20 protein-coding genes and 1 tRNA gene are annotated in these 21,950 nt (G+C 74.5%); 13 read left to right on the top strand and 8 right to left on the bottom strand.

Annotated elements, in window-relative coordinates; translation table 11 throughout:
* Nucleotides 1-138 precede the first annotated feature (138 nt).
* From ACI8AG_RS04925 to ACI8AG_RS04955, 7 genes are all read left to right on the top strand, one after another.
* The gene (locus ACI8AG_RS04925; protein ID WP_456596145.1) at nt 139-660 is read left to right on the top strand and encodes a sigma-70 family RNA polymerase sigma factor; all 522 of its coding nucleotides are present in this window, start codon (nt 139-141) and stop codon (nt 658-660) included.
* On the top strand, nt 644-1,741 hold the full coding sequence (locus ACI8AG_RS04930; RefSeq protein ID WP_456596146.1) for a hypothetical protein: 1,098 nt from the start codon (nt 644-646) through the stop codon (nt 1,739-1,741). The genes ACI8AG_RS04925 and ACI8AG_RS04930 overlap by 17 nt, the downstream gene beginning before the upstream one ends.
* Nucleotides 1,742-1,760: 19 nt before the next feature.
* On the top strand, nt 1,761-2,735 hold the full coding sequence (locus ACI8AG_RS04935; protein ID WP_456596147.1) for an ABC transporter ATP-binding protein: 975 nt from the start codon (nt 1,761-1,763) through the stop codon (nt 2,733-2,735).
* Nucleotides 2,732-3,577, top strand: coding sequence for an ABC transporter permease (locus ACI8AG_RS04940; protein WP_456596148.1), 846 nt, complete (start codon nt 2,732-2,734; stop codon nt 3,575-3,577). The genes ACI8AG_RS04935 and ACI8AG_RS04940 overlap by 4 nt, the downstream gene beginning before the upstream one ends.
* Nucleotides 3,578-3,722: 145 nt before the next feature.
* On the top strand, nt 3,723-6,326 hold the full coding sequence (locus ACI8AG_RS04945) for a bifunctional FO biosynthesis protein CofGH (RefSeq protein WP_456596149.1): 2,604 nt from the start codon (nt 3,723-3,725) through the stop codon (nt 6,324-6,326).
* A gap of 81 nt (nt 6,327-6,407) precedes the next feature.
* Nucleotides 6,408-6,773 (top strand): metallophosphoesterase family protein, encoded by a 366-nt coding sequence (locus ACI8AG_RS04950; protein ID WP_456596150.1) that lies wholly within the window; start codon nt 6,408-6,410, stop codon nt 6,771-6,773.
* Between the two features lie 123 nt (nt 6,774-6,896).
* Nucleotides 6,897-7,403 carry a hypothetical protein gene (locus tag ACI8AG_RS04955; protein ID WP_456596151.1) on the top strand — a complete coding sequence of 169 codons (507 nt, stop codon included), beginning with the start codon at nt 6,897-6,899 and terminating at the stop codon, nt 7,401-7,403.
* A gap of 34 nt (nt 7,404-7,437) precedes the next feature.
* On the opposite strand, the gene ACI8AG_RS04960 is transcribed toward ACI8AG_RS04955, so the two are convergent.
* Entirely contained in the window at nt 7,438-8,229 is a 792-nt protein-coding gene (locus ACI8AG_RS04960) for an SRPBCC family protein (RefSeq protein WP_456596152.1), read from the bottom strand.
* 115 nt (nt 8,230-8,344) lie between these two features.
* Here ACI8AG_RS04960 and ACI8AG_RS04965 point away from each other — a divergent pair, with 115 nt between their 5' ends.
* From ACI8AG_RS04965 to ACI8AG_RS04975, 3 genes are all read left to right on the top strand, one after another.
* Nucleotides 8,345-8,761 carry a hypothetical protein gene (locus tag ACI8AG_RS04965; protein WP_456596153.1) on the top strand — a complete coding sequence of 139 codons (417 nt, stop codon included), beginning with the start codon at nt 8,345-8,347 and terminating at the stop codon, nt 8,759-8,761.
* Between the two features lie 64 nt (nt 8,762-8,825).
* Nucleotides 8,826-9,839, top strand: a complete 1,014-nt coding sequence (locus tag ACI8AG_RS04970; protein WP_456596154.1) for an NADPH:quinone reductase — start codon at nt 8,826-8,828, stop codon at nt 9,837-9,839.
* A 44-nt stretch (nt 9,840-9,883) separates the two neighbouring features.
* Complete coding sequence (locus ACI8AG_RS04975) at nt 9,884-11,572, top strand: DUF885 domain-containing protein (protein WP_456596155.1); 1,689 nt, start codon at nt 9,884-9,886, stop codon at nt 11,570-11,572.
* Nucleotides 11,573-11,595: 23 nt separating this feature from the next.
* On the opposite strand, the gene ACI8AG_RS04980 is transcribed toward ACI8AG_RS04975, so the two are convergent.
* The 5 genes from ACI8AG_RS04980 to ACI8AG_RS05000 form a co-directional block, all read right to left on the bottom strand.
* Nucleotides 11,596-11,847 (bottom strand): Txe/YoeB family addiction module toxin, encoded by a 252-nt coding sequence (locus tag ACI8AG_RS04980; protein ID WP_456596156.1) that lies wholly within the window; start codon nt 11,845-11,847, stop codon nt 11,596-11,598.
* The gene (locus ACI8AG_RS04985) at nt 11,844-12,089 is read right to left on the bottom strand and encodes a type II toxin-antitoxin system Phd/YefM family antitoxin (RefSeq protein WP_456596157.1); all 246 of its coding nucleotides are present in this window, start codon (nt 12,087-12,089) and stop codon (nt 11,844-11,846) included. Before ACI8AG_RS04985 ends, ACI8AG_RS04980 begins: the two co-directional genes overlap by 4 nt.
* A gap of 104 nt (nt 12,090-12,193) precedes the next feature.
* Nucleotides 12,194-13,348: an acyl-CoA dehydrogenase family protein gene (locus tag ACI8AG_RS04990; RefSeq protein WP_456587726.1), complete on the bottom strand. Its 1,155-nt coding sequence runs from the start codon at nt 13,346-13,348 to the stop codon at nt 12,194-12,196.
* Nucleotides 13,348-15,345, bottom strand: coding sequence for an acetyl/propionyl/methylcrotonyl-CoA carboxylase subunit alpha (locus ACI8AG_RS04995; protein WP_456596158.1), 1,998 nt, complete (start codon nt 15,343-15,345; stop codon nt 13,348-13,350). Before ACI8AG_RS04995 ends, ACI8AG_RS04990 begins: the two co-directional genes overlap by 1 nt.
* Before the next feature lie 106 nt (nt 15,346-15,451).
* Nucleotides 15,452-17,065, bottom strand: a complete 1,614-nt coding sequence (locus ACI8AG_RS05000) for a carboxyl transferase domain-containing protein (protein ID WP_456596159.1) — start codon at nt 17,063-17,065, stop codon at nt 15,452-15,454.
* 90 nt (nt 17,066-17,155) lie between these two features.
* Here ACI8AG_RS05000 and ACI8AG_RS05005 point away from each other — a divergent pair, with 90 nt between their 5' ends.
* Nucleotides 17,156-17,782: an SACE_7040 family transcriptional regulator gene (locus ACI8AG_RS05005; RefSeq protein ID WP_456587729.1), complete on the top strand. Its 627-nt coding sequence runs from the start codon at nt 17,156-17,158 to the stop codon at nt 17,780-17,782.
* 22 nt (nt 17,783-17,804) lie between these two features.
* Here ACI8AG_RS05005 and ACI8AG_RS05010 read toward each other — a convergent pair whose 3' ends face one another.
* Nucleotides 17,805-19,613, bottom strand: a complete 1,809-nt coding sequence (locus tag ACI8AG_RS05010) for a hypothetical protein (RefSeq protein ID WP_456596160.1) — start codon at nt 19,611-19,613, stop codon at nt 17,805-17,807.
* Nucleotides 19,614-19,764: 151 nt separating this feature from the next.
* The gene (locus ACI8AG_RS05015; RefSeq protein ID WP_456596161.1) at nt 19,765-20,913 is read right to left on the bottom strand and encodes a hypothetical protein; all 1,149 of its coding nucleotides are present in this window, start codon (nt 20,911-20,913) and stop codon (nt 19,765-19,767) included.
* A 187-nt stretch (nt 20,914-21,100) separates the two neighbouring features.
* Between ACI8AG_RS05015 and orn the strand changes: the two genes are divergently transcribed.
* Both orn and ACI8AG_RS05025 read left to right on the top strand, forming a co-directional pair.
* The gene (orn, locus tag ACI8AG_RS05020; RefSeq protein ID WP_456587732.1) at nt 21,101-21,748 is read left to right on the top strand and encodes an oligoribonuclease; all 648 of its coding nucleotides are present in this window, start codon (nt 21,101-21,103) and stop codon (nt 21,746-21,748) included.
* Between the two features lie 87 nt (nt 21,749-21,835).
* Nucleotides 21,836-21,911 (top strand) — tRNA-His (locus ACI8AG_RS05025).
* Nucleotides 21,912-21,950: the final 39 nt, after the last annotated feature.

The following is a 21,950-nucleotide window of genomic DNA, read 5'->3' on the forward strand; positions in this document are numbered from 1 at the left end:
CCCTTCCGGGCGCGGATGTCACATCCGAAGGCCCGGCGGTGCTATCCGTACATGGACCTCGTACGGCACGGACGAGCGGCACCGGCGGCCGTCCTGACTTTTCCCGGCGCGTTCGGCCGGGTCGGAGGGGCGGGCAGCGTGCCGGCAACAGCGACCCGCGGTGCGGTGCGGCCCGACCTCGAGGAGGTCTTCCGCCGCGACTACCAGCGGGTCGTCGGGGTCGCCGCGAGGGTGCTCGGTTCCCGCGACCAGGCGGAGGACGTGGCGCAGGAGGTGTTCCTGTCCTTCGGCCGCTCATCCGTACCCGCGGCCGAGGCCGCCGGCTGGCTGTCGGTCGCCGCCGCGCACACCGCGCTGAACCTGATCCGCTCGGGTCGCCGCCGCGCCGCCCGGGAGGAGACGGTGGCCTCGGCCGCCGACCCCACCACCCCCGACGTGGCCGACGCGGTCCTCACCCGCGAGGACCGCAGCCGCGTCCGGGCGGCCCTGGCCCGGCTCCCCCGCACGCAGGCGACCGCGCTCGTGCTGCGCCACAGCGGCCTGAGCTACGCCGAGGTCGCCACCGCACTCGATCTGTCCCCCCGCAGCGTCGGCACCACCGTCCGCCGCGCCGAAGCCGCACTTCGCAAGGAGCTGAACCGCCATGCGTCATCCGAATGAGGGCGTCCTCCGCGGGCTGATCGACGAGCCGGCCGGGGTCTCCGACGCCGACCGCGCGCACGTCGCCGGCTGCCCGGTCTGCCTGCGCGCCCTCGACGACGCCCGCGCGGACGCGCAGCTGGTCGGTGCGGCGCTCGGCGGGTCCGACCCCGCCTCCGGCGCCGTCGACACCGACGCCGCGTGGGCCCGGTTCTCGGCCGCCTCGGCCCCGTCGACCGTGACCGCCTTCCGCCCGGCGCGCACCGCCGGCCGCAACCGCTGGGGCACGGCCGTCCGCCGTCCCGCCGTGGCGGCGCTCGGCGCGGTGGTCCTGCTGACCGGCGCCGGGGTCGCGGCCGCGAACGACTGGCTGCCGATCTTCCAGACCGAGCGCGTCGACCCGGTCGAGGTGAGCGCCACCGACCTGGTGCAGATCCCGGACCTCTCCGCCTACGGCGACCTCGAGTTCGCCGAGGAGCCCGAGCCGGAGCCGGTGACCGATGCCGAGGCGGCGCGGGAGCGCACCGGCCTCACCGTCCCGGAGGTCGCCGAGCTGCCCGAGGGCGTGACCGGCGAACCTGTCTACCTGGCGGCCGACGTGGCCCGCGCGACGTTCACCTTCTCCGCCGCCAAGGCCGCGCAGGCCGCGGCCGCCGAGGGGGAGGTCCTGCCTCCCCCGCCGCCCGGGCTCGACGGCGCCCAGCTGCGGCTGGAGGCCGGCCCCGGGGTCGCGGCGGTGTGGTCGCAGCCGACCGGCGTGCCCAGCCTCGTCGTCGCCCGGGCGAACGCGCCGACGGTGCTCTCCTCGGGGGTGCCGTTCGAGACGGTCCGCGACTACCTGCTGTCGCTGCCCGGCCTCCCCGAGGGCCTCGCCGACCAGCTGCGCGACCTCTCCACCGACGCCGCGACGCTGCCGCTGCCGGTTCCCGCGGAGATGGTGACCAGCTCGACGGCCGACGTCGATGGGGCGGAGGCGACGGTGCTCACCTCCCGCAACGGGCTCTTCGCCGGCGTGGTCTGGGTGGAGGACGGCGTGATGACCGGCGTCGCCGGAACGCTCAGCGCCGACGAGCTCCTCGACGTCGCCCGTGACCTCCGCTGACGCCGCTACCGTCCGCGGGGTGACCTCGAACGCTCCCGCGGCGGGCGGGCTCGACGACCTGCCGCCGTCGCCGGCGGTCTGGTGCTCCGGGCTGCGCAAGCGGTACGGACGCCGGACCGCCGTCGACGACGTCTCCTTCACCGTCGGCCGCGGCGAGGTCGTCGGCCTGCTCGGGCCCAACGGCGCCGGGAAGACCAGCGTCATCAAGATGCTGCTCGGCCTCGTGCGACCGGACGCCGGTGAGGTGCTGCTGCTCGGCCGGCCCGCGTCGGACCCGCGCAGCCGCAGCGCCGTCGGGTACCTCCCCGAGCTGTTCCGCTACCAGCCGTGGCTGACCGCGGCGGAGGTGCTCGACCTGCACGTGAAGCTGGCCCGCCTCGACGTCCCCGCCGAGGAACGCCGCGCGTGCCTGGCGGCGGTCGGGCTGGCCGAGCGGAGCGGCGACCGCGTGGGGAGCTTCTCCAAGGGCATGCAGCAGCGGCTGGGGCTGGCGGTCGCCCTGGTCGCCCGGCCGCAGCTGGTCGTCCTCGACGAGCCGACCAGCGCGCTGGACCCGCTGGGCCGGGTGGACGTCCGCGACCTCGTGCTGGCGCTGAAGTCCCGCGGCGTCGCGGTCCTGCTCAACTCGCACCTGATCGGCGAGGTGGAGCGGGTGTGCGACCGGGTGGTGATCCTCGACAAGGGCCAGGTGGCGGCGTCGGGCACGCTCGCCGAGCTGCTCGGCCAGCGCGAGGTCCGGCTGCGGCTGGCCGACGTCGACGAGCGGGTCGAGCAGCGGCTCCGGGCGGCCGGCTCGCTGACCCGCAGCGGTGACTGGTTCACCGTCGCCCTGGCGTCCGAGGACGACGGCGTCACCGTGCCCGACCTGGTGCGCGACCTCGTCGGGCTCGGGGTCCGGGTGCACGCGGTCGAACCGGTGCGGATCAGCCTCGAGGAGCGGCTGCTCGCCGTCCTCCGGCACGACGAACCCATGCACCAGGAGCCGGCCCCGTGACCGTGCTGACGATCGCCGGCCTCACCCTGCGCGAGGCGTTCCGGCGCAAGGTCGTCTGGGCGCTGCTGATCCTGACCGTGGCGCTGCTCGCGCTCAGCGGCTGGGGCTTCTCCAGGCTCATCGGCCTGGAGACCGAGCTCGGCACGCTCACCAGCGGCGAGGCCCGACTGGTCGCCTCCATGCTGATCAACCTGATCATGTTCGGCTTCAGCCTGATCGCGGCGATCGGCACCGCGTTCCTCGCCGGGCCCACGCTCGCCGGCGAGGTCGAGTCGGGCCAGGCGCTGGCGATGCTCGCCCGGCCGGTCCGCCGCTCGTCGATCCTGCTCGGGAAGTGGCTCGGCCTGCTCACCTTCGGCTGCGGGTACGTGGTGCTGGCCGGCCTGGCGCAGCTGCTCATCGTGCGCGGGGTGGTCGGCTACTGGCCGCCGTCACCCGCGGCAGGGCTCGCGCTGCTGGCGGCCGAGACGATCGTGCTGCTGACGCTGGCGCTGCTGCTCTCCAGCGTCGTCTCGCCGATGGCCTCGGGCATCATCGCCGTCGGGCTCTTCGGCGCCACCTGGGTCGCGGGCGTCGTCGGCGGCATCGGTGGGGCGCTGGGCAACGAGGGCGTCGAGCGGGTCGGCAGCGTCTCGCGGGTGCTGCTGCCCACCGACGGCCTGTGGCGCGGCGCCATGAACGCCTTCCAGGACCCGTCGGCGCTCGTCCAGCTGGGCCCCGAGGGCGGTTTCCCGTTCCTGGCCGATGCGCCCCTCACGCCGGTCTACCTGGCGTGGGCCGCGGTGTGGACCGCGGTGATCCTCGGGCTGACCGCGATGTCCTTCCAGCGCCGCGACGTCTGAGCAGTCCCACGACGGGACCACCGGATCACCCGCGCAAGCCAGTGCCTTGCCCACGCCTGTGAGCAGGGCACTAGCTCGCACGGAAGGCCCCCCGGCCGGGGCGGCCCGACACCTCGTGGCCGGCGGGGCTAGCGTCGGACGCGCTATGAGCGCTGTGCCTGCACCCACCGAGTCCGCCGTCCGCCGCGCCCTGGTTCGCGCCGAGCGGGGCGTGACCCTGGACGCGACCGAGGCGGAGATCCTCCTGCACGCCCGCGGCCTGGGCGACGGGGAGCCGCTGGACCGGCTGCTCACCGCTGCCGGCCGGGTGCGCGACGCGGGGCTGACCAGCGCCGGGCGGCCCGGCGTCGTCACGTACAGCCGCAAGGTGTTCATCCCGCTCACCCACCTGTGCCGCGACCGCTGCCACTACTGCACGTTCGTCACCACGCCGGGGCAGCTGCGCGCCGAAGGCAAGGCCCCCTACCTCTCCCCCGACGAGGTGCTCGACATCGCCCGCGCCGGCGCGGCACTGGGCTGCAAGGAGGCGCTATTCACCCTCGGCGACCGCCCGGAGGACCGCTGGCCGGTCGCGCGCGAGTGGCTGGAGGCGCACGGCTTCGACTCGACGCTGGGCTACCTGCGCGCCATGGCGATCCGGGTGCTCGAGGAGACTGGGCTGCTCCCCCACCTCAACCCCGGCGTGCTGTCGTGGGAGGAGATCCAGCGACTCAAGCCCGTGTCGGCGTCGATGGGCATGATGCTGGAGACGACGGCGACCCGGCTCTGGTCCGAGAAGGGCGGCCCGCACTACGGCAGCCCCGACAAGGAGCCCGCCGTCCGGCTGCGGGTGCTGGAGGACGCCGGGCGCTCCGCCGTCCCCTTCACCACCGGCGTGCTGCTAGGCATCGGCGAGGACTACACCGAGCGGGTCGACGCCATCGGCGCGATCCGGGCCGCGGCGGCGCGGCACGGGCACGTGCAGGAGGTGATCGTCCAGAACTTCCGCGCCAAGCCGCGCACCGCGATGGCCGCGCACGACGACCTGGAGCTGCAGGAGTACGTCGCCGCGGTCGCCGTCACCCGGCTGCTGCTCGGCCCGAAGGCCCGTGTGCAGGCACCGCCGAACCTCAGCGACTCAACCGAGCTCGGGCTGCTGCTGCGCGCCGGCGTCGACGACTGGGGCGGCGTCTCCCCGCTGACCCCGGACCACGTGAACCCGGAGCGGCCGTGGCCGAACATCGACAAGCTGGCGGCGCTCACGGCCGAGGCGGGGTTCGAGCTGCGCGAGCGGCTGGCCGCCCAGCCGGGCTACGTGCTGCAGCCCGAGCCGTGGCTGGACCCGCGGGTGCGCCCGCACGTCGCCGCGCTGGCCGGGCCGGACGGGCTGGCCGTCGAGGGGCGCCTGCCGGCGGGCCTGCCGTGGCAGGAGCCCGACGAGTCGTGGACCTCCTCCGGCCGGGTGGACCTGCACGTCGAGGTGGACACCGTCGGGCGGACGACGGACCGGCGCAGCGACTTCGACGCCGTCTACGGCGACTGGTCGGAGCTGCGCGACCGCACGACGGCCGCCCGGGACGGCCGTTCCACCGCGCTGGCCGCGGGCGACCGGGAGGTGCTCGCCGCGCTGCTGCACGCCGAGCAGGACCCGGCTGGCCTGACCGACGCCGAGTACCTGGCGTTGCTGGGCGCCGACGGCACCGACCTCGAGAACCTCTGCGCGCTCGCCGACGCCGTCCGCACCGACGTCAACGGCGACGACGTCACCTACGTCGTGAACCGGAACATCAACTTCACCAACGTCTGCTACACCGGCTGCCGCTTCTGCGCCTTCGCCCAGCGGCGCACCGACGCCGACGCCTACACGCTGTCGATGGAGCAGGTCGGCGACCGGGTGGACGAGGCGTGGGCCGCCGGCGCGACCGAGATCTGCATGCAGGGCGGCATCCACCCCGACCTGCCGGGCACCGCCTACTTCGACTTGGCGCGCGAGGTGAAGCGGCGGCAGCCGGGCATCCACCTGCACGCGTTCTCACCCATGGAGATCGTCAACGGGGCGGCGCGCACCGGGCTGTCGTTCCGCGAGTTCCTCACCGGGCTGAAGGAGGCCGGGCTGGACTCGATCCCCGGCACGGCGGCGGAGATCCTGGACGACGACGTCCGCTGGGTGCTGACCAAGGGCAAGCTGCCGACGGCGACCTGGCTGGAGATCATCGGCACCGCGCACGAGGTCGGGATCCCGACGACGTCGACGATGATGTACGGCCACGTCGACACCCCCGCCCACTGGGTCGGGCACCTGCGCACCCTCGCAGCGTTGCAGGACCGCACCGGCGGCTTCACCGAGTTCGTGCTGCTGCCGTTCGTCCACCACAACTCGCCGATCTACCTGGCCGGGGTCGCCCGCCCCGGCCCGACGGTGCGGGAGAACCGGGCGGTGCACGCCGTCGCCCGGCTGCTGCTGCACGGGCGCATCTCGAACATCCAGACCTCGTGGGTGAAGCTCGGCGACACCGGCACGCAGGCGGTGCTGCAGGGCGGGGCGAACGACCTGGGCGGCACGCTGATGGAGGAGACGATCAGCCGGATGGCCGGCAGCGAGAACGGCTCGCTGAAGACCATCGCCGAGCTGGAGGCGATGGCCGCCGCGATCGGCCGGCCCGCCCGCCAGCGCACGACCGAGTACGGCACGCCCTCGACCGAGCGGATCGCCACCGCCCGCTCCGAGGAAGGCCGCGCCCGGCTCACCCTGTCGATCAGCCCGAGCTGAGCGGCGGGCGGCGGGGCTCCCCGCCACCCGCTTGCTCCGGGCTACATCGTGTTGATGATCAGCCCGATGTGGGTGAAGTAGTTGAGCGCGCCGAAGAGCAAGAAGGCCACGGAGGCCGAGGTCCTCGACCGGCTCGGCGGCTCCGCCACGACCCCGCTGCTGCTGTGCGGGCACACCCACCTGCAGCGGGTGGTGCGGCTGCCGACCGGTGCCCTCGTCGTGAACCCGGGCAGCGTCGGCTGGCCCGCCTACGCCGACGACCACCCCTACCCGCATGTCATGGAGTCCGGGACCCCGCACGCCCGGTACGCCATCGCCGACGACTCGGGCGGGCAGTGGTCGGCCGAGTTCCACGCCGTCGAGTACGACTGGGATCAGGCAGCGGCGCTCGCCGCGGCCAACGGCCGACCGGACGTCGCCAGGCAGCTGCGCACCGGCCGCGGCTGAGGGCCGGCGGACCCGGGGGCGCCGGCGCCCGCAGCACCGAGCACCTCGACTGGTCTTCGGTCGGTGGCCCGATCGGCCTATGGCCGATGTGCCGGCGGTCCCTGCGGCGGTTGGCTGTCCGGCGTGAGCAGCACCGACCGCCCCCGCGCCCGCTGGCGCCCCGTCCTGTCCTGGCTCGTCGGGTTCCTGACGTTCTACCAGGGCGTGGTGCCGCTGATCGTGCGGCCGCTGTCCGAGGCCGACCAGCGCTTCGCCGTCGCGCTCGCCCTGCCGTCGCCGTGGTGGTGGCTTGCGTGCCTGGGCATCGTCGCCGTCGGCGCGCTGCTGCTTTTCCTGCTGCACCGGGGCGAGGAGCCCCCGCCGGCGGCCGCGCAGCCGGAGGAGCCTCGGGAGGAGACGGGCACCGAGGGCTACGACGCCCTGAGCGCCCTGGTGCTGCTCGCCGGCATCTACAACGGCCTCGCGCCGTTCGTCAGCCGCCTGCTCTTCGACGGCGAGCTGTTCCTCGCCTTCACCCTCCGCCTGCCGGCGCCGTGGTGGTGGATCGCCTCGCTCGCCGTCCTGGTGCTGACCGTCGTGCTGCTCGCGGCGATCGACCGGGTGAAGGAGCGGGCCACCGGCAGCCGGTAGCCAGTGGCCTCACCCCTCCCCGCACCGCCTGGGGTCAGCGGCTGGTACCACCGGTGGTCGGGTCGTCGTCCCGGCGTCCGGCGGCCGTGGCGCCCTGGGTGGTGTCCCCGACCTCGGATCCCTCGAGCCGCGCGTCGGGCGCCGGCACCTCCTCGACGACGGTCACCGGCGGAGAGGCGGGCACCTGGCGCGGCTGCTCGGTCTCCGAATCGCTCGTCGAGGTCCTCGAACCGGCCACGGCCGCACCGGCGGCGGCGACCCCGGCCACCGCGGCGGCGCCGGCGGCGACGCCCTTCGCCGAGAGCCCGGCCTTGCCGCTGTCGCCACGCGAGAGAGCCGCGTCCTCGACGCCGGGCGTGCCGGCGTGGACGCCGTGCTCGATCGACCCGCGCCACTCGCCGCTGGCGTAGCCCGCGTCCTCGATGAGGGACTTGAACCGCTGCAGGTCCGACTTCACCTGGTGGCCGACGATGCCGAGCTTGTCGCCGGCCTGCTCCACCAGGCCCTCCGGCTCGTACTCCAGGCTCAGGTGGACGATCGTGGAGCCGGGACCGGCGGGTTCGAACCGGACGGCGCCGGCGTTGGTCGCACCGTCCGTCGCCGCCCAGGCGATCTTCTGGTCGGGGACCTGCTCGAGGATGGCGGCATCCCACTCCCGCCGCACCCCGGCGATCTCGGCCACCCAGTGCAGCCGCCGGTCACCGCGCTGCTGGACCTCCTTGACGCCACTCATGAAGTGCGGGAAGTCCTCGAACTGCGTCCACTGGTCGTACGCCGTGCGTACCGGGACGTCGACCTGGATCGACTGCTCGACCTTGGTGCTCATCGTCGGTTGCTCCTCCGTCGTGGGACCTGCTCCGGCCCAGCACCTACCCCGTCACGTGGTCGATGCACCTGTCGCCGCCCCCGGCGGACCCGGTGCCGACGGCTAGCCTCGGGCCATGGGCTACTTCGGCACGCTGGTGTACAGCGAGGGGCGCTGGCGCACGGGACGGCCGACCGCGGTGCCGTTCCTGATGGTCGACGTGCACGACAGTGACATCGCGACCGTCGACTACCGGGCGGCCGACGCGACCGGTGGCCGCTTCTTCCTCGGCTACGAGCCGCGCGTGTACTTCGACGAGCCGGATGCCTCCGCCCCCGTGGACGTCGACGCCGAGGCCGAGGGCTTCGCCCGGTGGGTGCGCGACGCCGTCGGCACCGAGGTCGAGCCGGCCGAGGTGCGGCGGCTGATGGCCTCCCCCGGCGGCGTGCCCCCGACAGACGAGGTGGTCGAGCACACCGTCGAGCGGCTGCTGGCCGTCTCGGGCCTGCCCATCCCCGAGTGGCCCACTGACGACGACGCGCCGCCCGGCTGAGCCCGCGCACCACCTCCCGGCGCCGTGCCGAGTGAGCCGCCCCTCGTCGGGTAGGAGCCGCGGCGTGCGAGCGATCTCCTACAGCGAACCCGGTGGCCCCGACGTCCTCCAGTTGATCGACCGGCCGGTGCCCGACCCCGGCCCGGGCGAGGTGCGCGTCCGCGTCGCGTTCTCCGGCGTCAACCCCACCGACTGGAAGTCCCGCAGCGCGGCGCAGCCCGGCCCGGACGGCCAGGTGCCGAACCAGGACGGCTCGGGCACCGTCGACGCCGTCGGCCAGGGCGTGGACCCGGCCATGCTCGGCCAGCGGGTGTGGATCTGGGAGGCGGCGTGGCAGCGGCCGTGGGGCACCGCCGCCGAGTTCACCGTCGTCCCGGCCCGGCACGTCGTCCTGCTCGGCGCGGACCCGTCCTTCGAGCTGGGGGCGGCCCTGGGCATCCCCTTCCTCACCGCCCACCGCTGCCTGACCGTCGCCGAGTCGCTGCCCGACCGGCTGGGCCCCGGCTCGCTCACCGGGCACACCGTGCTGGTGCAGGGCGGCGCGGGCGCCGTCGGCAACGCGGCGATCCAGCTGGCCCGCTGGTCCGACGCCACCGTGATCGCCACGGTCAGCAGCCCCCGCAAGGCGCAGCTGGCCGCGGCCGCCGGCGCCGACCACGTCGTGAACTACAAGGACCAGGACGTCGTCGCCGAGGTACGGAAGATCGCGCCGAAGGGCGTCGACGCGATCGTGGAGGTGTCGGCCGCGGTGAACGCGCCGGTCGACGCCCAGGTGATCGGGATGTACGGCGCGGTCGCCATGTACGCCGACGACGGAGGCGCGGAGGTGACCGTGCCGGTGCGCGCGCAGATGGGACCGAACGCCCGCTGGCAGTTCGTGCTCGTCTACACCGAACCCGAGCGGGCCAAGGTGCTCGGCATCGAGGATGTCTCCACCGCCGTCGCCGACGGCGCCATCCGGGTCGGGGACGACGCCGGGCTGCCGCTGCACCTCTTCCCGCTGGCCGAGACCGCAGGCGCCCACCAGGCGGTGCAGGACGGCGCCGTCGGCAAGGTGCTGATCGACGTCACGGCGTGAGCGGGTGGCGGGCGGCGGGCGGGCGCCCGGATAGCGTGACCCCGGTGACCGACTCCCCCGCGCGCCCGCCGTCCCCGCTGGACCAGCTCGCCGACGGCTTCGTCGAGAGCTACGCCGCGGCGCAGCCGGTGGTCGCCACCTACATCGGGGTGCCCGGCCACGACGACCGGTGGCCGGACCTGAGCACCGACGGGCACGCCGCCCACGCCGAGCTGCTGCGGCGCACGCGCGCGCAGGCCGACGCGCTGGAACCGGTCGACCGGCGCGACGAGATCGCCCGCAGCGCCATGCTGGAGCGGCTCGGCGCGGAACTGGACCGCTACGACGCCGGCTACGCGCAGGCCGACCTGAACACGGTGGACAGCCCGCTGCAGGGGTTCCGCGAGGTGTTCGACCTGATGCCCACCGCGACCGACGAGGACTGGTCCGCGGTCGCGGTGCGGCTCGCCGCGATGCCCAAGGCCCTGCTGGGGTACGCGCGGGGGCTGGACGACGCCGCCGACCGGGGCCGGGTCTCGGCCGCTCGCCAGGTCCGGCTGGCGGCGGAGCGGGCGCGGCAGTGGGCCGGGACGCCGGAGCGCCCCGGCTTCTTCACCCGGCTGGCGCGCGAGGCCCCGGCCGACCCCCGCAGCGCGCTGGGCCGCGACCTGACCGACGGCGCCGAGCGGGCGTCGGGCGCTCTGCTCGGGTTCGCCGGGCACCTCGAGCGGGTGCTGCTGCCGCTGGCGCCGGACGCCGACGGCGTGGGCCGTGACCGGTACCTGGTCGAGTCCCGCTACCACACCGGCGCGCGGCTGGACCTCGACGAGACCTACGACTGGGGCTGGGCGGAGCTGGCCCGGATCGTCGCCGAGAAGGAGCGCCTCGCCGAGGAGATCGCCCCCGGGCAGGGGGTGGCCGGCGCGATGGCGGTGCTCGACGCCGACCCGGCGCGGATCCTCCGCGGTCGGGAGGCGCTCCAGGCCTGGCTGCAGGAGACCGCCGACCGCGCGGTGGCCGCGCTGGACGGGGTCCACTTCGACATCCCCGAGCCGGTCCGCCGCATCGAGGGCCGGCTCACCCCCACCGCCGGCGAGGGCGTGTACTACACCGCGCCCAGCGAGGACTTCAGCCGGCCGGGCCGGATGTGGTGGTCCCTGCCCGAGGGCGTCGAGGACATGACGACCTGGCGGGAGACCACGACGGTCTACCACGAGGGCGTGCCCGGCCACCACCTGCAGATCGGGCAGACGGTCCACGACGCCCAGCGGCTCAACCGCTGGCAGCGACTGCTCTGCTCCTGCTCGGGGAACGCCGAGGGGTGGGCCCTCTACGCCGAGCGGCTGATGGGCGAGCTCGGGTTCCTCGAGGACCCGGGCGACCGGCTCGGGATGCTCGACGCCCAGGAGCTGCGGGCGGCGCGGGTCGTGCTGGACATCGGGGTGCACCTCGACCTGCCGATCCCCGCCGGGGCGGCCGCCGGCTCGCGGTGGGACTACGACGTCGCGCTGGCGTTCCTCCGCCGGCACGTCAGCATGGAGGACGCGATGCGGGTCGACGAGCTGCACCGCTACCTCGGGTGGCCCGGGCAGGCGCCGGTCTACAAGGTGGGCGAGCGGGTGTTCCTCACCTGCCGGGAGGAGGCCCGACGGCGAGCCGGGGACGCCTTCGACCTGGCGCAGTGGCACCGCGACGTGCTGGCGCTCGGCCAGCTCGGGCTCGACCCGCTGGCCGCCGAGCTCGCCCGCCGCTGAGGGCGGGCGCGCCCGGTTCGGAGTCAGTAGTGGTACCTGGCCTGCAGGACCACGAGGAGATCGCCGTCGACGGTGTACACCAGGCGGTGCTCCTGATCGATCCGTCGGGACCAGCACCCCGACAGGTCCCCGCTGAGCCGCTCGGGCTTGCCGGTGCCGGCCCCGGGGTCGCGCGCCGCCTCCGTGATCAGCCGGTTGATGCGCTGCAGGATCTTCCGGTCGCCGGACCAGCTCGTGTAGTCCGCCCAGCCGTGCGAGCTGAACGCGATCCTCAATCGAGGAGCTCGCGCTGCTCCGCCCGGCCCTCGGCCACCTCGGCGAGGCTCTCGCGCAGCCGCTGGGCGTTCTTCGGTGACTGCAGCAGGTAGACGGTCTCCTTCAACGACCGGTACTCGTCGGCGGAGACGAGAAACGCGGTGCCCTTCTTGGAGACGATCTCGACCGCGACCTGGTCGTCGTTGACCTCCTCGATCAACGGGAACAGCCGCTGGCGCGCCTCGCTGGCGGTGATGGACATGCAGCCTCCATCGACAAGCGGTACGGGAAACTGTACCACTTGCCCGAGGCTCCCTTCCGGGTCCCGCACCGAGCTGGCGAGGCGTGGGGAGGACGGGCCCTTTCTCAGCCGACGCCGAGGTCTCGGGCGATCAGCATCCGCTGCACCTCGCTGGTGCCCTCGCCGATCTCCAGGATCTTCGCGTCGCGGTAGAACCGGCCGACCGGGAACTCGTTCATGAACCCGTACCCGCCGTGCACCTGGGTCGCGTAGCGGGCGTTGTCCATCGCCACCTCGGAGCTGTACAGCTTCGCGATCGAGGCCTCGCGCTTGAACGGCTCGCCGCGCAGCATCTTCTCCGCCGCCCGGTAGTAGGCCAGCCGCGCGGTGGAGGCCCGCACCTCCATGTCGGCGATCATGAACTGGACCGCCTGGTTGCGGCCGATCGGCTGCCCGAACGCCTCCCGCTCCCCCGCGTACTTCACCGACTCGTCCACGCACCCCTGGGCCAGCCCGACCGAGAGCGCGGAGATCGCGATCCGGCCCTCGTCGAGGATGGAGAGGAACTGGGCGTAGCCGCGGCCGCGCTGCCCGACGAGGTTCTCCTCGGGCACCCGGCAGTCGTCGAACGAGAGCTCCCGGGTGTCGGAGGCGTTCCAGCCGACCTTCGAGTACCGCTGCCCGACGGTGAACCCCGGCGTGCCCGAGGGCACGATGATCGCCGAGATCTCCTTCTTGCCGTCGGGCTTCGTGCCGGTCACCGCGGTCACCGTCACCAGCGACGTCAGGTCGGTGCCGGAGTTGGTGATGAAGGCCTTCGAGCCGTTGATCACCCAGTGCCCGTCCTCCAGCCGAGCCGTCGTGCGGGTGGCCCCGGCGTCCGAGCCGCCGCCGGGCTCGGTGAGGCCGAACGCACCCAGCGCCTCCCCGGTGCAGAGCCGGGGCAGCCACTCGCGCTTCTGCTCCTCGGTGCCGAACCGGTAGATCGGCATGGCGCCGAGCGAGACGCCCGCCTCCACGGTGATCGCCATGGAGCTGTCCACCCGGGCCAGCTCCTCCAGCGCCACGCAGAGGTCGAAGTAGGTGCCGCCCGCGCCGCCGTACTCCTCGGGGAACGGCAGGCCGAACAGCCCGAGCTCCCCCATCTGCCGCACGATGTCGGTCGGGAACTCGTCCCGCTCGTAGAACTCCCCGATCTGCGGGGCGATGACCTCGCGGGCGAACTCCCGCACGGTCGTCCGCAGGGCCTCGGTCTCGTCGCTGAGCCGGTAGTCCAACATCAGTTCTCCTGCTGCTCGGGCCCGGCCGCCGGGGTCACCAGCGCCAGCCGCTCGTCCAGCGCGACCGTCTGGCCCGCCGTCACTCCGAGCTCGGCCACCGTCCCCGCGATGGGGGCGGTGAGCACGTGCTCCATCTTCATCGCCTCGACGACGAGCAGCGGGGTGCCCGCCTCCACCTCGTCGCCGACCGAGGCCCGCACCACCGTCACCGTGCCCGGCATGGGCGAGGTGACGACGCCGTCGCCCGCGGCCGAACTGGCCGACGACGACAGCCGCTCGTGCTCCCGCAGCGCCGTCACGTGCCCGTCGGCGGCCAGCCACACCGTCCCGCCGGAGTGCACGACGGCGTAGCCGGCGGTCTGGTCGCCCACGGTCACGGTCAGCCGATCACCGTCCCGGATCGCCCGGGCCGGCACCACACCCCCCGCCACCTGGATCTCGGCGGCCGACGAACGGCCGCGCAGCCGCACCTCGACCGGCTCACCGCCGGCGGCCTGCAGACGGCGCACGGTCCACGCGGGCTCGCCCAGCCGCCAGCCGTCGGGCACGTCCCACCGGTCGACGACGGGGCCGGTCGGCTCGCTCTCGACGAGCAGCGCCAGGGCTGCCGCCGCGTAGGCGATGAACGGCACCGGGTCGGGGGTGGTCAGCGCGTCACCCCGCCGCTCGATCAGCCCGGTGTCGAGCGTCCCGGCGACGACGTCGTCATCGGTGAGCAGCGCCCGCAGGAAGGCGGCGTTGGTCGTCACCCCGAGGACGGCGGTGCGGCCGAGCGCGCCGACGAGCCGGGCCCGGGCGGTCTCCCGGTCCGGGCCCCAGGCGACGACCTTGGCCAGCATCGGGTCGTAGTCGGTGCCGACGACCGTGCCCACGGCCAGCGAGCTGTCCACCCGGATGCCGGCGCCGTCGGGCTCCACGAGCCCCAGCACCGTGCCGGCCTGCGGGAGGAAGCCGCGCGCCGGGTCCTCGGCGTAGAGCCGCCCCTCGATCGCGTGCCCGTCGAGGGAGACGTCGTCCTGGTCCACGGGCAATCGCTCGCCCGCCGCCACCCGCACCTGCAGCTCGACGAGGTCCAGGCCGGTGACGCACTCGGTGACGGGGTGCTCGACCTGCAGCCGGGTGTTCATCTCGAGGAAGAAGAAATCGCGCGGCCGCTCGGCGTCGACGATGAACTCGACCGTGCCGGCGCCGGTGTAGCCGACGGCCTTCGCCGCCTCGACCGCCGCCCGGCCCATGGTGGCGCGCATGCCGGTGTCCAGCAGCGGCGACGGCGCCTCCTCGATCACCTTCTGGTGCCGGCGCTGCAGCGAGCACTCGCGCTCGCCGAGGTGGATGACGTTCCCGTGGGCGTCCCCCAGCACCTGCACCTCGATGTGCCGCGAGTTGCCGACGTAGCGCTCCACGAGCAGGGTGTCGTCGCCGAAGGAGCTGCTCGCCTCGCGGCGCGCCCCGGCGATCGCGTCGGGCAGCTCGTCGGCGGAGCGGACGACCCGCATGCCCTTGCCGCCACCGCCCGCGCTCGGCTTGAGCAGCACCGGGAAGCCGACGGCGACGGCGGCGTCGGCGACCTCGGCGTCGGTCATCCCGGGCTCCGTGCGGCCCGGCACGACCGGGACCCCGGCGGCCATGACCGTCTGCTTGGCGCGGATCTTGTCGCCCATGGCCTCGATCGCGGCGACCGGCGGGCCGATGAAGACGATCCCCGCCTTCTCGCACGCGCGGGCGAACTCCACGTTCTCCGACAGGAAGCCGTAACCGGGGTGGATCGCCTGGGCTCCGGTGGCGGCCGCGGCCTGCAGCACCCGCTCGACCGACAGGTAGCTCTGCGCCGCAGGAGCCGGCCCGATGTGCACGGCGACGTCGGCCACGCGGGTGTGCAGCGCCCCGGCATCGGCGTCGCTGTAGACGGCGACCGACCGGATGCCCATCTCCCGCAGGGTGCGGATGACCCGGACGGCGATCTCGCCGCGGTTCGCGACCAGGACGGTGTCGAACATGCCTCGCCTCACTGCTCCCTCGCCGACGCTCTGACAGTGAGTGCGTGTGCACTCAGCGGACGAGCGCCGCCGAACCAGGGGAACTCGGTGCCGGGGTTCACGCCGGTCACATCCGGAAGACGCCGTAGCCGACGTCCTCGAGCGGCGCGTTGGCGCAGGCGGACAGGGCGAGGCCGAGCACGGTGCGGGTCTGGGCGGGGTCGATGACGCCGTCGTCCCAGAGCCGCGCCGTGGCGTAGTAGGGGTGCCCCTGGGACTCGTACTGGTCGCGGATCGGCGCCTTGAACGCCTCCTCCTCCTCGGCCGACCACTCCTCCCCACGGGCCTCGATGCCGTCCCGGCGGACCGTCGCCAGCACCGACGCCGCCTGCTCCCCGCCCATCACCGAGATGCGGGCGTTGGGCCAGGTGAACAGGAAGCGAGGCGAGTACGCCCGGCCGCACATCGAGTAGTTGCCGGCTCCGAACGAGCCGCCGATGACCACGGTCAGCTTCGGCACCCGGGCGCAGGCGACGGCGGTGACCATCTTGGCGCCGTGCTTGGCGATGCCGCCGGCCTCGTAGTCGCGGCCGACCATGAAGCCGGTGATGTTCTGCAGGAACAGCAGCGGGATCTTCCGGCGGTCGCACAGCTCGATGAAGTGCGCGCCCTTGAGTGCCGACTCGGCGAAGAGCACGCCGTTGTTGGCGACGATCCCGACCGGGTGCCCGTGCAGCCGGGCGAAGCCGGTGACCAGCGTCTGCCCGTAGAGCGGCTTGAACTCGGCGAACCGGCTGCCGTCGACCAGCCGAGCGATGACCTCGCGGACGTCGTAGGGGGTGCGCGGATCGGGCGGCACCACCTCGTAGATCGACTCCGGCGGGTGCTGCGGCTCCTCGACCGGCTCCAGGTCCCACGGCCGGGGCTCCCGCGGCCCGAGGGTGGACACGATCTGCCGGACGATCTGCAGGGCGTGCGCGTCGTCGTCGGCCAGGTGGTCGGTGACCCCGCTGACCCGGCTGTGCAGGTCTCCCCCGCCGAGCTCCTCGGCGGTGACCACCTCGCCGGTCGCGGCCTTCACCAGCGGCGGGCCGCCCAGGAAGATCGTGCCCTGCTCGCGGACGATCACCGCCTCGTCGCTCATCGCGGGCACGTACGCGCCGCCGGCGGTGCAGGAGCCCATCACCGCCGCGATCTGGGCGATGCCGGCCCTGGAGAGGTTCGCCTGGTTGTAGAAGATCCGGCCGAAGTGCTCGCGGTCGGGGAAGACCTCGTCCTGCATCGGGAGGAAGGCGCCGCCGGAGTCGACCAGGTAGATGCACGGCAGCCGGTTGTGCAGCGCCACCTCCTGGGCGCGGAGGTGCTTCTTCACCGTCATCGGGTAGTAGGTGCCGCCCTTGACGGTGGCGTCGTTGGCGACGACGACGCACTCGCGGCCCGAGATGCGGCCGATACCCGTGATGATCCCCGCCGCCGGCGCCTCGCCGCCGTAGAGGCCGTGCGCGGCCAGCGGCGACAGCTCGAGGAAGGGGCTCCCCGGGTCGAGCAGCGCGTCGACCCGCTCGCGGGGCAGCGGCTTCCCGCGAGCGGTGTGCCGCTCGCGGGCCCGCTCGCCGCCGCCGAGACCCACCGCGCGCAGCTGGCCGGCCAGATCGGCGACGAGCTCCGCGTGCGCCGCGGCGTTGCGGGCAGCGCCCGCCGGGTCGGCCGACAGGGCGTGGGAGAGCACCGGTGCGTCCACGGGGCAGAGGTTAACCACGGTTCACGGTGAGGTCCAGCCCACTCGTCGTGGGGTTAACCCGAGTTCACCGGCGGGGCTAGCATCCGTCGCATGACGTCGGCCGGCACGGACCTGGGCGCGGGCGCCCCCGCGCAGGACGCCGCCATGCACGCCGATGCCGCCCGCCCGTCCCGGCGGGAGCAGATCCTGCAGGCGGCCGCCCGGTTGTTCGCCGAGCGCGGGTCCCGCGCGGTGGGGGTGGACGACGTCGGCGCGGCCGTCGGGGTGACCGGGCCGGCGATCTACCGGCACTTCGCCAGCAAGGACGCGATGCTCGCCGAGATGCTGCTGCGCATCAGCGCGCGCCTCGCCGACGGCGGCCGCGACCGGGTGGCGGCCGCGGGCAGCGACCCCGCCGCCCAGCTGCGTGCGCTCATCGACTTCCAGGTCGACTTCGCGCTGGACAACCCGGCGCTGATCGTCGTGCACGACCGGGACCTCGGTTCCCTGCCCGAGGCCGAGGCCGCGCAGGTGCGCCGGCTGCAGCGCCGGTACGTCGAGGTGTGGGTGGCCGTGCTGGCGCGGGTGCACCCGGGCGCCGAGGCGGCCGCCTGCCGGGCCCGCGCGCACGCCGTCTTCGGGCTGATCAACTCCACCCCGCACAGCGCCGGCCGGCTGACCCGCCCCGCGATGGCCGAACTGCTCAACGCGATGGCCTGGGCGGCGGCCACCACCTGAGGTGCGGGCACCGGGAAGGACCTCAGCCCTCCGGGAGAGGTGGCACCGGCAGCGCGAGCCCGTCCGAGGCGACCTTGTCCACCGCCGCCGCACCACCCGGCCCCGGCGCACCGGCCCACGCGCTCTCGACCACGGTGACGGTCGACCCCGACACCGCGCTGGCGTACTCCGCCGACCGCAGCCCTGCCGGGCCGCCGTCGTAGGTGACCCCCTCGCGCAGCAGGTCGTTGACGTTGCCGCTGCCGTCGCGGTCGGTGAGAGCACGCAGCTCCCGGGCCGCGGCGGGGTCGGACATGGCGACCCGCGACACCGACACCACCACCGGGGCGCCGCCGACCTCGGCCGAGTAGAGCGCCCGGGAGAGCCCGGTGCAGTCGGTCGCGGCGAAGAAGCCGGCCACCTCCCCGTAGGCGTGCCCGGCGCAGGTGTCGTCCACCTGCACGGCCTCCACCGTGTAGGCGGTGCCGTTCACCTCCCGCACCTCGCCGATCGTGGGACCCGCCGCGACGGCGTCGGACGGCGACCCGTCGTCGCCCGCGGCGCCCTCGCCCCCGGAGCCGTCGCCGCCGAGCAGCAGCAGGGCGGCGATCGCGCAGACGGCCACCAGGGCCACCACCGCCGCGATCAGCGCAGCGGCCCGCCGGCGGTCGCCCGGCGCCCGCGCCTCGCCCCGACCGGATGCGGTGGCACCCCACGCCGGGGACAGCGGCGGGCGCCCGGGCGGCTCCGCGGCCCGGGGCACTGGCGGCTCCGCGGCCCGGGGCGCGGCCGGGAGCACCGCCGTGCGGGGCCCGGGCGGGGTGGCCGCGTCGTCGTCCTCGGGCACGGTGCGTCCCGCGACGTCGTCCTCGCGCTCGGTGCGTCCCGCGTCGCCGTCCGCGGCGCCGACGAGCCCGGCGGCACGCGGCGGCGCCGGCGCGCCCCCCACCTCGACGGTGTCCCGCTGCACGGCGACGCCCGGCGCGGAGCCCGTGGGCGCCGCCGCCGCCACTGCGGCGGCGTGCGCGGAGGCCACCGAGGCGGCGACCGCGCGGGCCACGGCGGTGGCGCTCAGCGGATCGCCGTCGTACGCCGCGCCGGCGGCGCCGTCGCGCGCCTCCCTGTCGGGCGTGCCCGGCGGGGTGATCGCCGGGGAGGCGGCCATCGCGGCCGGGGTCAGCAGCTCGGGGCGGCGGAGGACGTACGGCGAGTACGGGAAGGCCTCGCCGTTGAGCTCCTCGACCGTGGGCCCCCGGCCGGGCAGCTCCAGCGCCGCGAGGGCCGCCCGCACGTCGGCGGTGGTCCACAGCCGGGGATTGTCGACCCCGGCGTGCCGTGCGGCGCGGGCGAACGCGAGCAGGAGGGAGCGGGGGTCCAGCGTGGCCACCAGGTCGCCCTCGCCCAGGTCGCCGTCGGCCGGGACCAGCCCGGTGATCTCGCCGACCAGGACGGTGAGACGCGCGATCCGCCCGGGCTGCAGGCCGGCGCGCCGCAGCTTCACCGCGGTGTCCATGCCCGCTCGCATGAGCCCGTCGAGCGGCGTCGAGCCGCCCCCGGCCTGGTGCAGCACCTGCTCGGGCCCGTCCCCCGGGGCGGCGATCGTCCACGGGCCTTCGGGCTTCGCCGTCACCACACCGGACTGCCGGGGGACCTCGACCACGCGGATGACGGCGAGGCCCTCGGGCACCAGCAGCACCGCGTCGGACTGCCGGCGGCCCAGCGGCTCGTCCACCAGCGGCAGGGAGGCCACCACGGCCGCCCGCACGGAACCACCGGTGCCCCACCGCTCGAGCTCCCCGAAGAACGCGCGCTCGCCCGCCGTCTCCAGCGGCGCCGGGGTCAGGACCAGCACGTCGTCCTCCGGGCGGTCGGGTTCTGCGGTCAGGAGATCCGTCGGCTGGGTCCCGGCGCGGGGCACCGACGGCGACCCCGCGGGGCAGCCGCCACCGACGCTACGTCATCGCCGCGACCTCTCCCGTCGCGCTCGGCGTGGCCCGGCGGGTTCAGGCGGGGACGGGTTCGGCGGCCGCCGGCTCGTCCGGGACGCGCCACCGCGCCAGCCAGGTGCTGGCGGCCAGCACGTCGACCGCCGCCCACAACGCGCCGAACGCGACGGCCACCGGCAGCGCCGACCACCAGTTCCAGGGCGGGAGCAGGCCCAGCGACTCCAGCGGGAAGGCGACGGCGTAGACCGCCGCGGCGACCGCCGGACCCGCCCCCCAGCCGGGGACCCGGCGATCGGCGGCGACGTCGACGAGCAGCGCGCCCACGACGAGCACCACCGGGAGCACCGACGGCGGGAAGCCCGTCGCCACCAGCCCGAGCCACATGACGCCGCGGTAGCCGAGGTAGACGACGGCGATCACCGTCGCCGTCCAGCGCAGCGCGACGACCCGGCGGGCCACCACGAGCGCCAGCAGGCCGGCGCAGATCAGCCACGCCGGGTGCACCCACGACGGCACCGGGAGCATGAACATGGCCGGCGACTGGCCCTGCGAGGCGGCGAAGTCCAGCAGCTGCGGCTCGGCCGTCGTCCGGCCGGCGTCGTAGGCCTCCAGCGACAGCACCCCGTACTCCTGGTGCTGGTTGGGGAAGACCACGTTCTCGACGAAGAACAGCCACAGGCCCAGCGAGACGAGGTCGCGGGTGCGCCCCGGCGCCGCGTACAGCCACCACCCGCGCAGCGCGCCGGCCAGCATGATCGCCGTCCCCAGGTACAGGAGCGCGTGGCTGGGGCTCCAGCTGGTGATGTCCAGCCCGTTGATCCGGTGGTTGACGATGTCGACCGGGACCGCGACGAGGAACGTGGCGGTGCCCACCTGCATCAGCCGGAGCGCACGCCGGTCCACGCCGTACCCGCTGTAGCTGTGGAACAGCACCAGCACGACGACGACGACGGTGCCCACCGTGTTGAGCAGGTGCGGCGGGGCCAGGTCGTCACGCAGCCACATGAAGTGCCAGGAGACGTCCCAGGACGACCCCAGCATCTTCAGCAGGAAGGCCGCCAGCCACGCGGTGTAGACCCAGCGCAGCTCGGTCTGGGTGGTGGGCCGCCCGGGCCGACCGGGGGTCACGTACGCCGTCCACAACCACCGGAGCAGGGCGATCGGGTGGGCCAGGCCGACGCGGAGCGTGCCCGGCGCCTGTGGCACGGGCGTGGCGACGGGAGCGGGTGCAGAGGACACGAGGATCTTTCTGACGGCGGGCGTTCGGGCGACCCTAACGGTGATCAGCGCCGTTTCCGAGCCTTCCGATCGCGCGTCCGCGGCGGCTGGGATGCGCGTGGACACGAGGGGTGATCGGGGCGGCCGGGGCGCGCGGTGCGTACTGTCGGACGACGTGGCGGAGAACGGCGGGCACCTGGTCTGGATCGACTGCGAGATGACCGGGCTGGACCTCACCAAGGACAAGCTGATCGAGGTCGCGGTGCTGATCACTGACTCCGAGCTGAACGTCCTCGACCCGGGCCTGGACCTCATCATCGCCGCCGACGACGCCGACCTCGACGGCATGACCGACTTCGTGGCCGAGATGCACGCGAAGTCGGGGCTGACCGACGCCGTCCGCGCCGCCACGCTCACCCTGGCCGAGGCCGAGCAGCAGATCCTGGCCTACGTGAAGCGGTTCGTCCCCGACCGGCGCACCGCGCCGCTGTGCGGCAACTCGATCGGGACCGACCGTGGTTTCCTCGCCCGGGACATGCCCGAGCTCGACGACCACCTGCACTACCGGATGGTCGACGTCTCCTCGGTGAAGGAGCTGGCCCGCCGCTGGTTCCCGCGCGTCTACTTCGCGCAGCCGCCCAAGGGGCTGGCCCACCGGGCACTGGCCGACATCATCGAGTCGGTGCGGGAGCTGGCGTACTACCGGCGGACGCTGTTCGTGGCCGCACCCGGGCCCAGCGGCGAGCAGGCCAAGCAGGCCGCCGACGAGGTCATCGGCTCGTTCGCCGAGCTGCTGTCGGCGGGAGACGCCGGCGCCGCCTGACGGCGGCGACTCCCCCGGCGGGCCGCCGCGGGGGCTCCGGTATCGTTGGCGCGTTCCCCCGGGCCGTCGCGCCCGGACGGATGCACGGTGGGTGTAGCTCAGCTGGTAGAGCACCAGGTTGTGATCCTGGGTGTCGCGGGTTCGAGCCCCGTCACTCACCCCAGCGGTGGAGGCCCTGGTCAGGCGACTGACCAGGGCCTCC

It is taken from the genome of Blastococcus sp. SYSU DS0552 (assembly GCF_054050815.1).

Bases quoted from the DNA above. Each gene is read 5' to 3' on its own strand.
- ACI8AG_RS05005 (WP_456587729.1), top strand. From the start codon at position 17,156: ATGACGTCGGCCGGCACGGACCTGGGCGCGGGCGCCCCCGCGCAGGAC.
- ACI8AG_RS04945 (WP_456596149.1), top strand. From the start codon at position 3,723: ATGAGCGCTGTGCCTGCACCCACCGAGTCCGCCGTCCGCCGCGCCCTG.
- ACI8AG_RS04930 (WP_456596146.1), top strand. From the start codon at position 644: ATGCGTCATCCGAATGAGGGCGTCCTCCGCGGGCTGATCGACGAGCCG.
- ACI8AG_RS04995 (WP_456596158.1), bottom strand. From the start codon at position 15,345: ATGTTCGACACCGTCCTGGTCGCGAACCGCGGCGAGATCGCCGTCCGG.
- ACI8AG_RS04965 (WP_456596153.1), top strand. From the start codon at position 8,345: ATGGGCTACTTCGGCACGCTGGTGTACAGCGAGGGGCGCTGGCGCACG.
- ACI8AG_RS04990 (WP_456587726.1), bottom strand. From the start codon at position 13,348: ATGTTGGACTACCGGCTCAGCGACGAGACCGAGGCCCTGCGGACGACC.
- ACI8AG_RS04985 (WP_456596157.1), bottom strand. From the start codon at position 12,089: ATGTCCATCACCGCCAGCGAGGCGCGCCAGCGGCTGTTCCCGTTGATC.
- ACI8AG_RS04960 (WP_456596152.1), bottom strand. From the start codon at position 8,229: ATGAGCACCAAGGTCGAGCAGTCGATCCAGGTCGACGTCCCGGTACGC.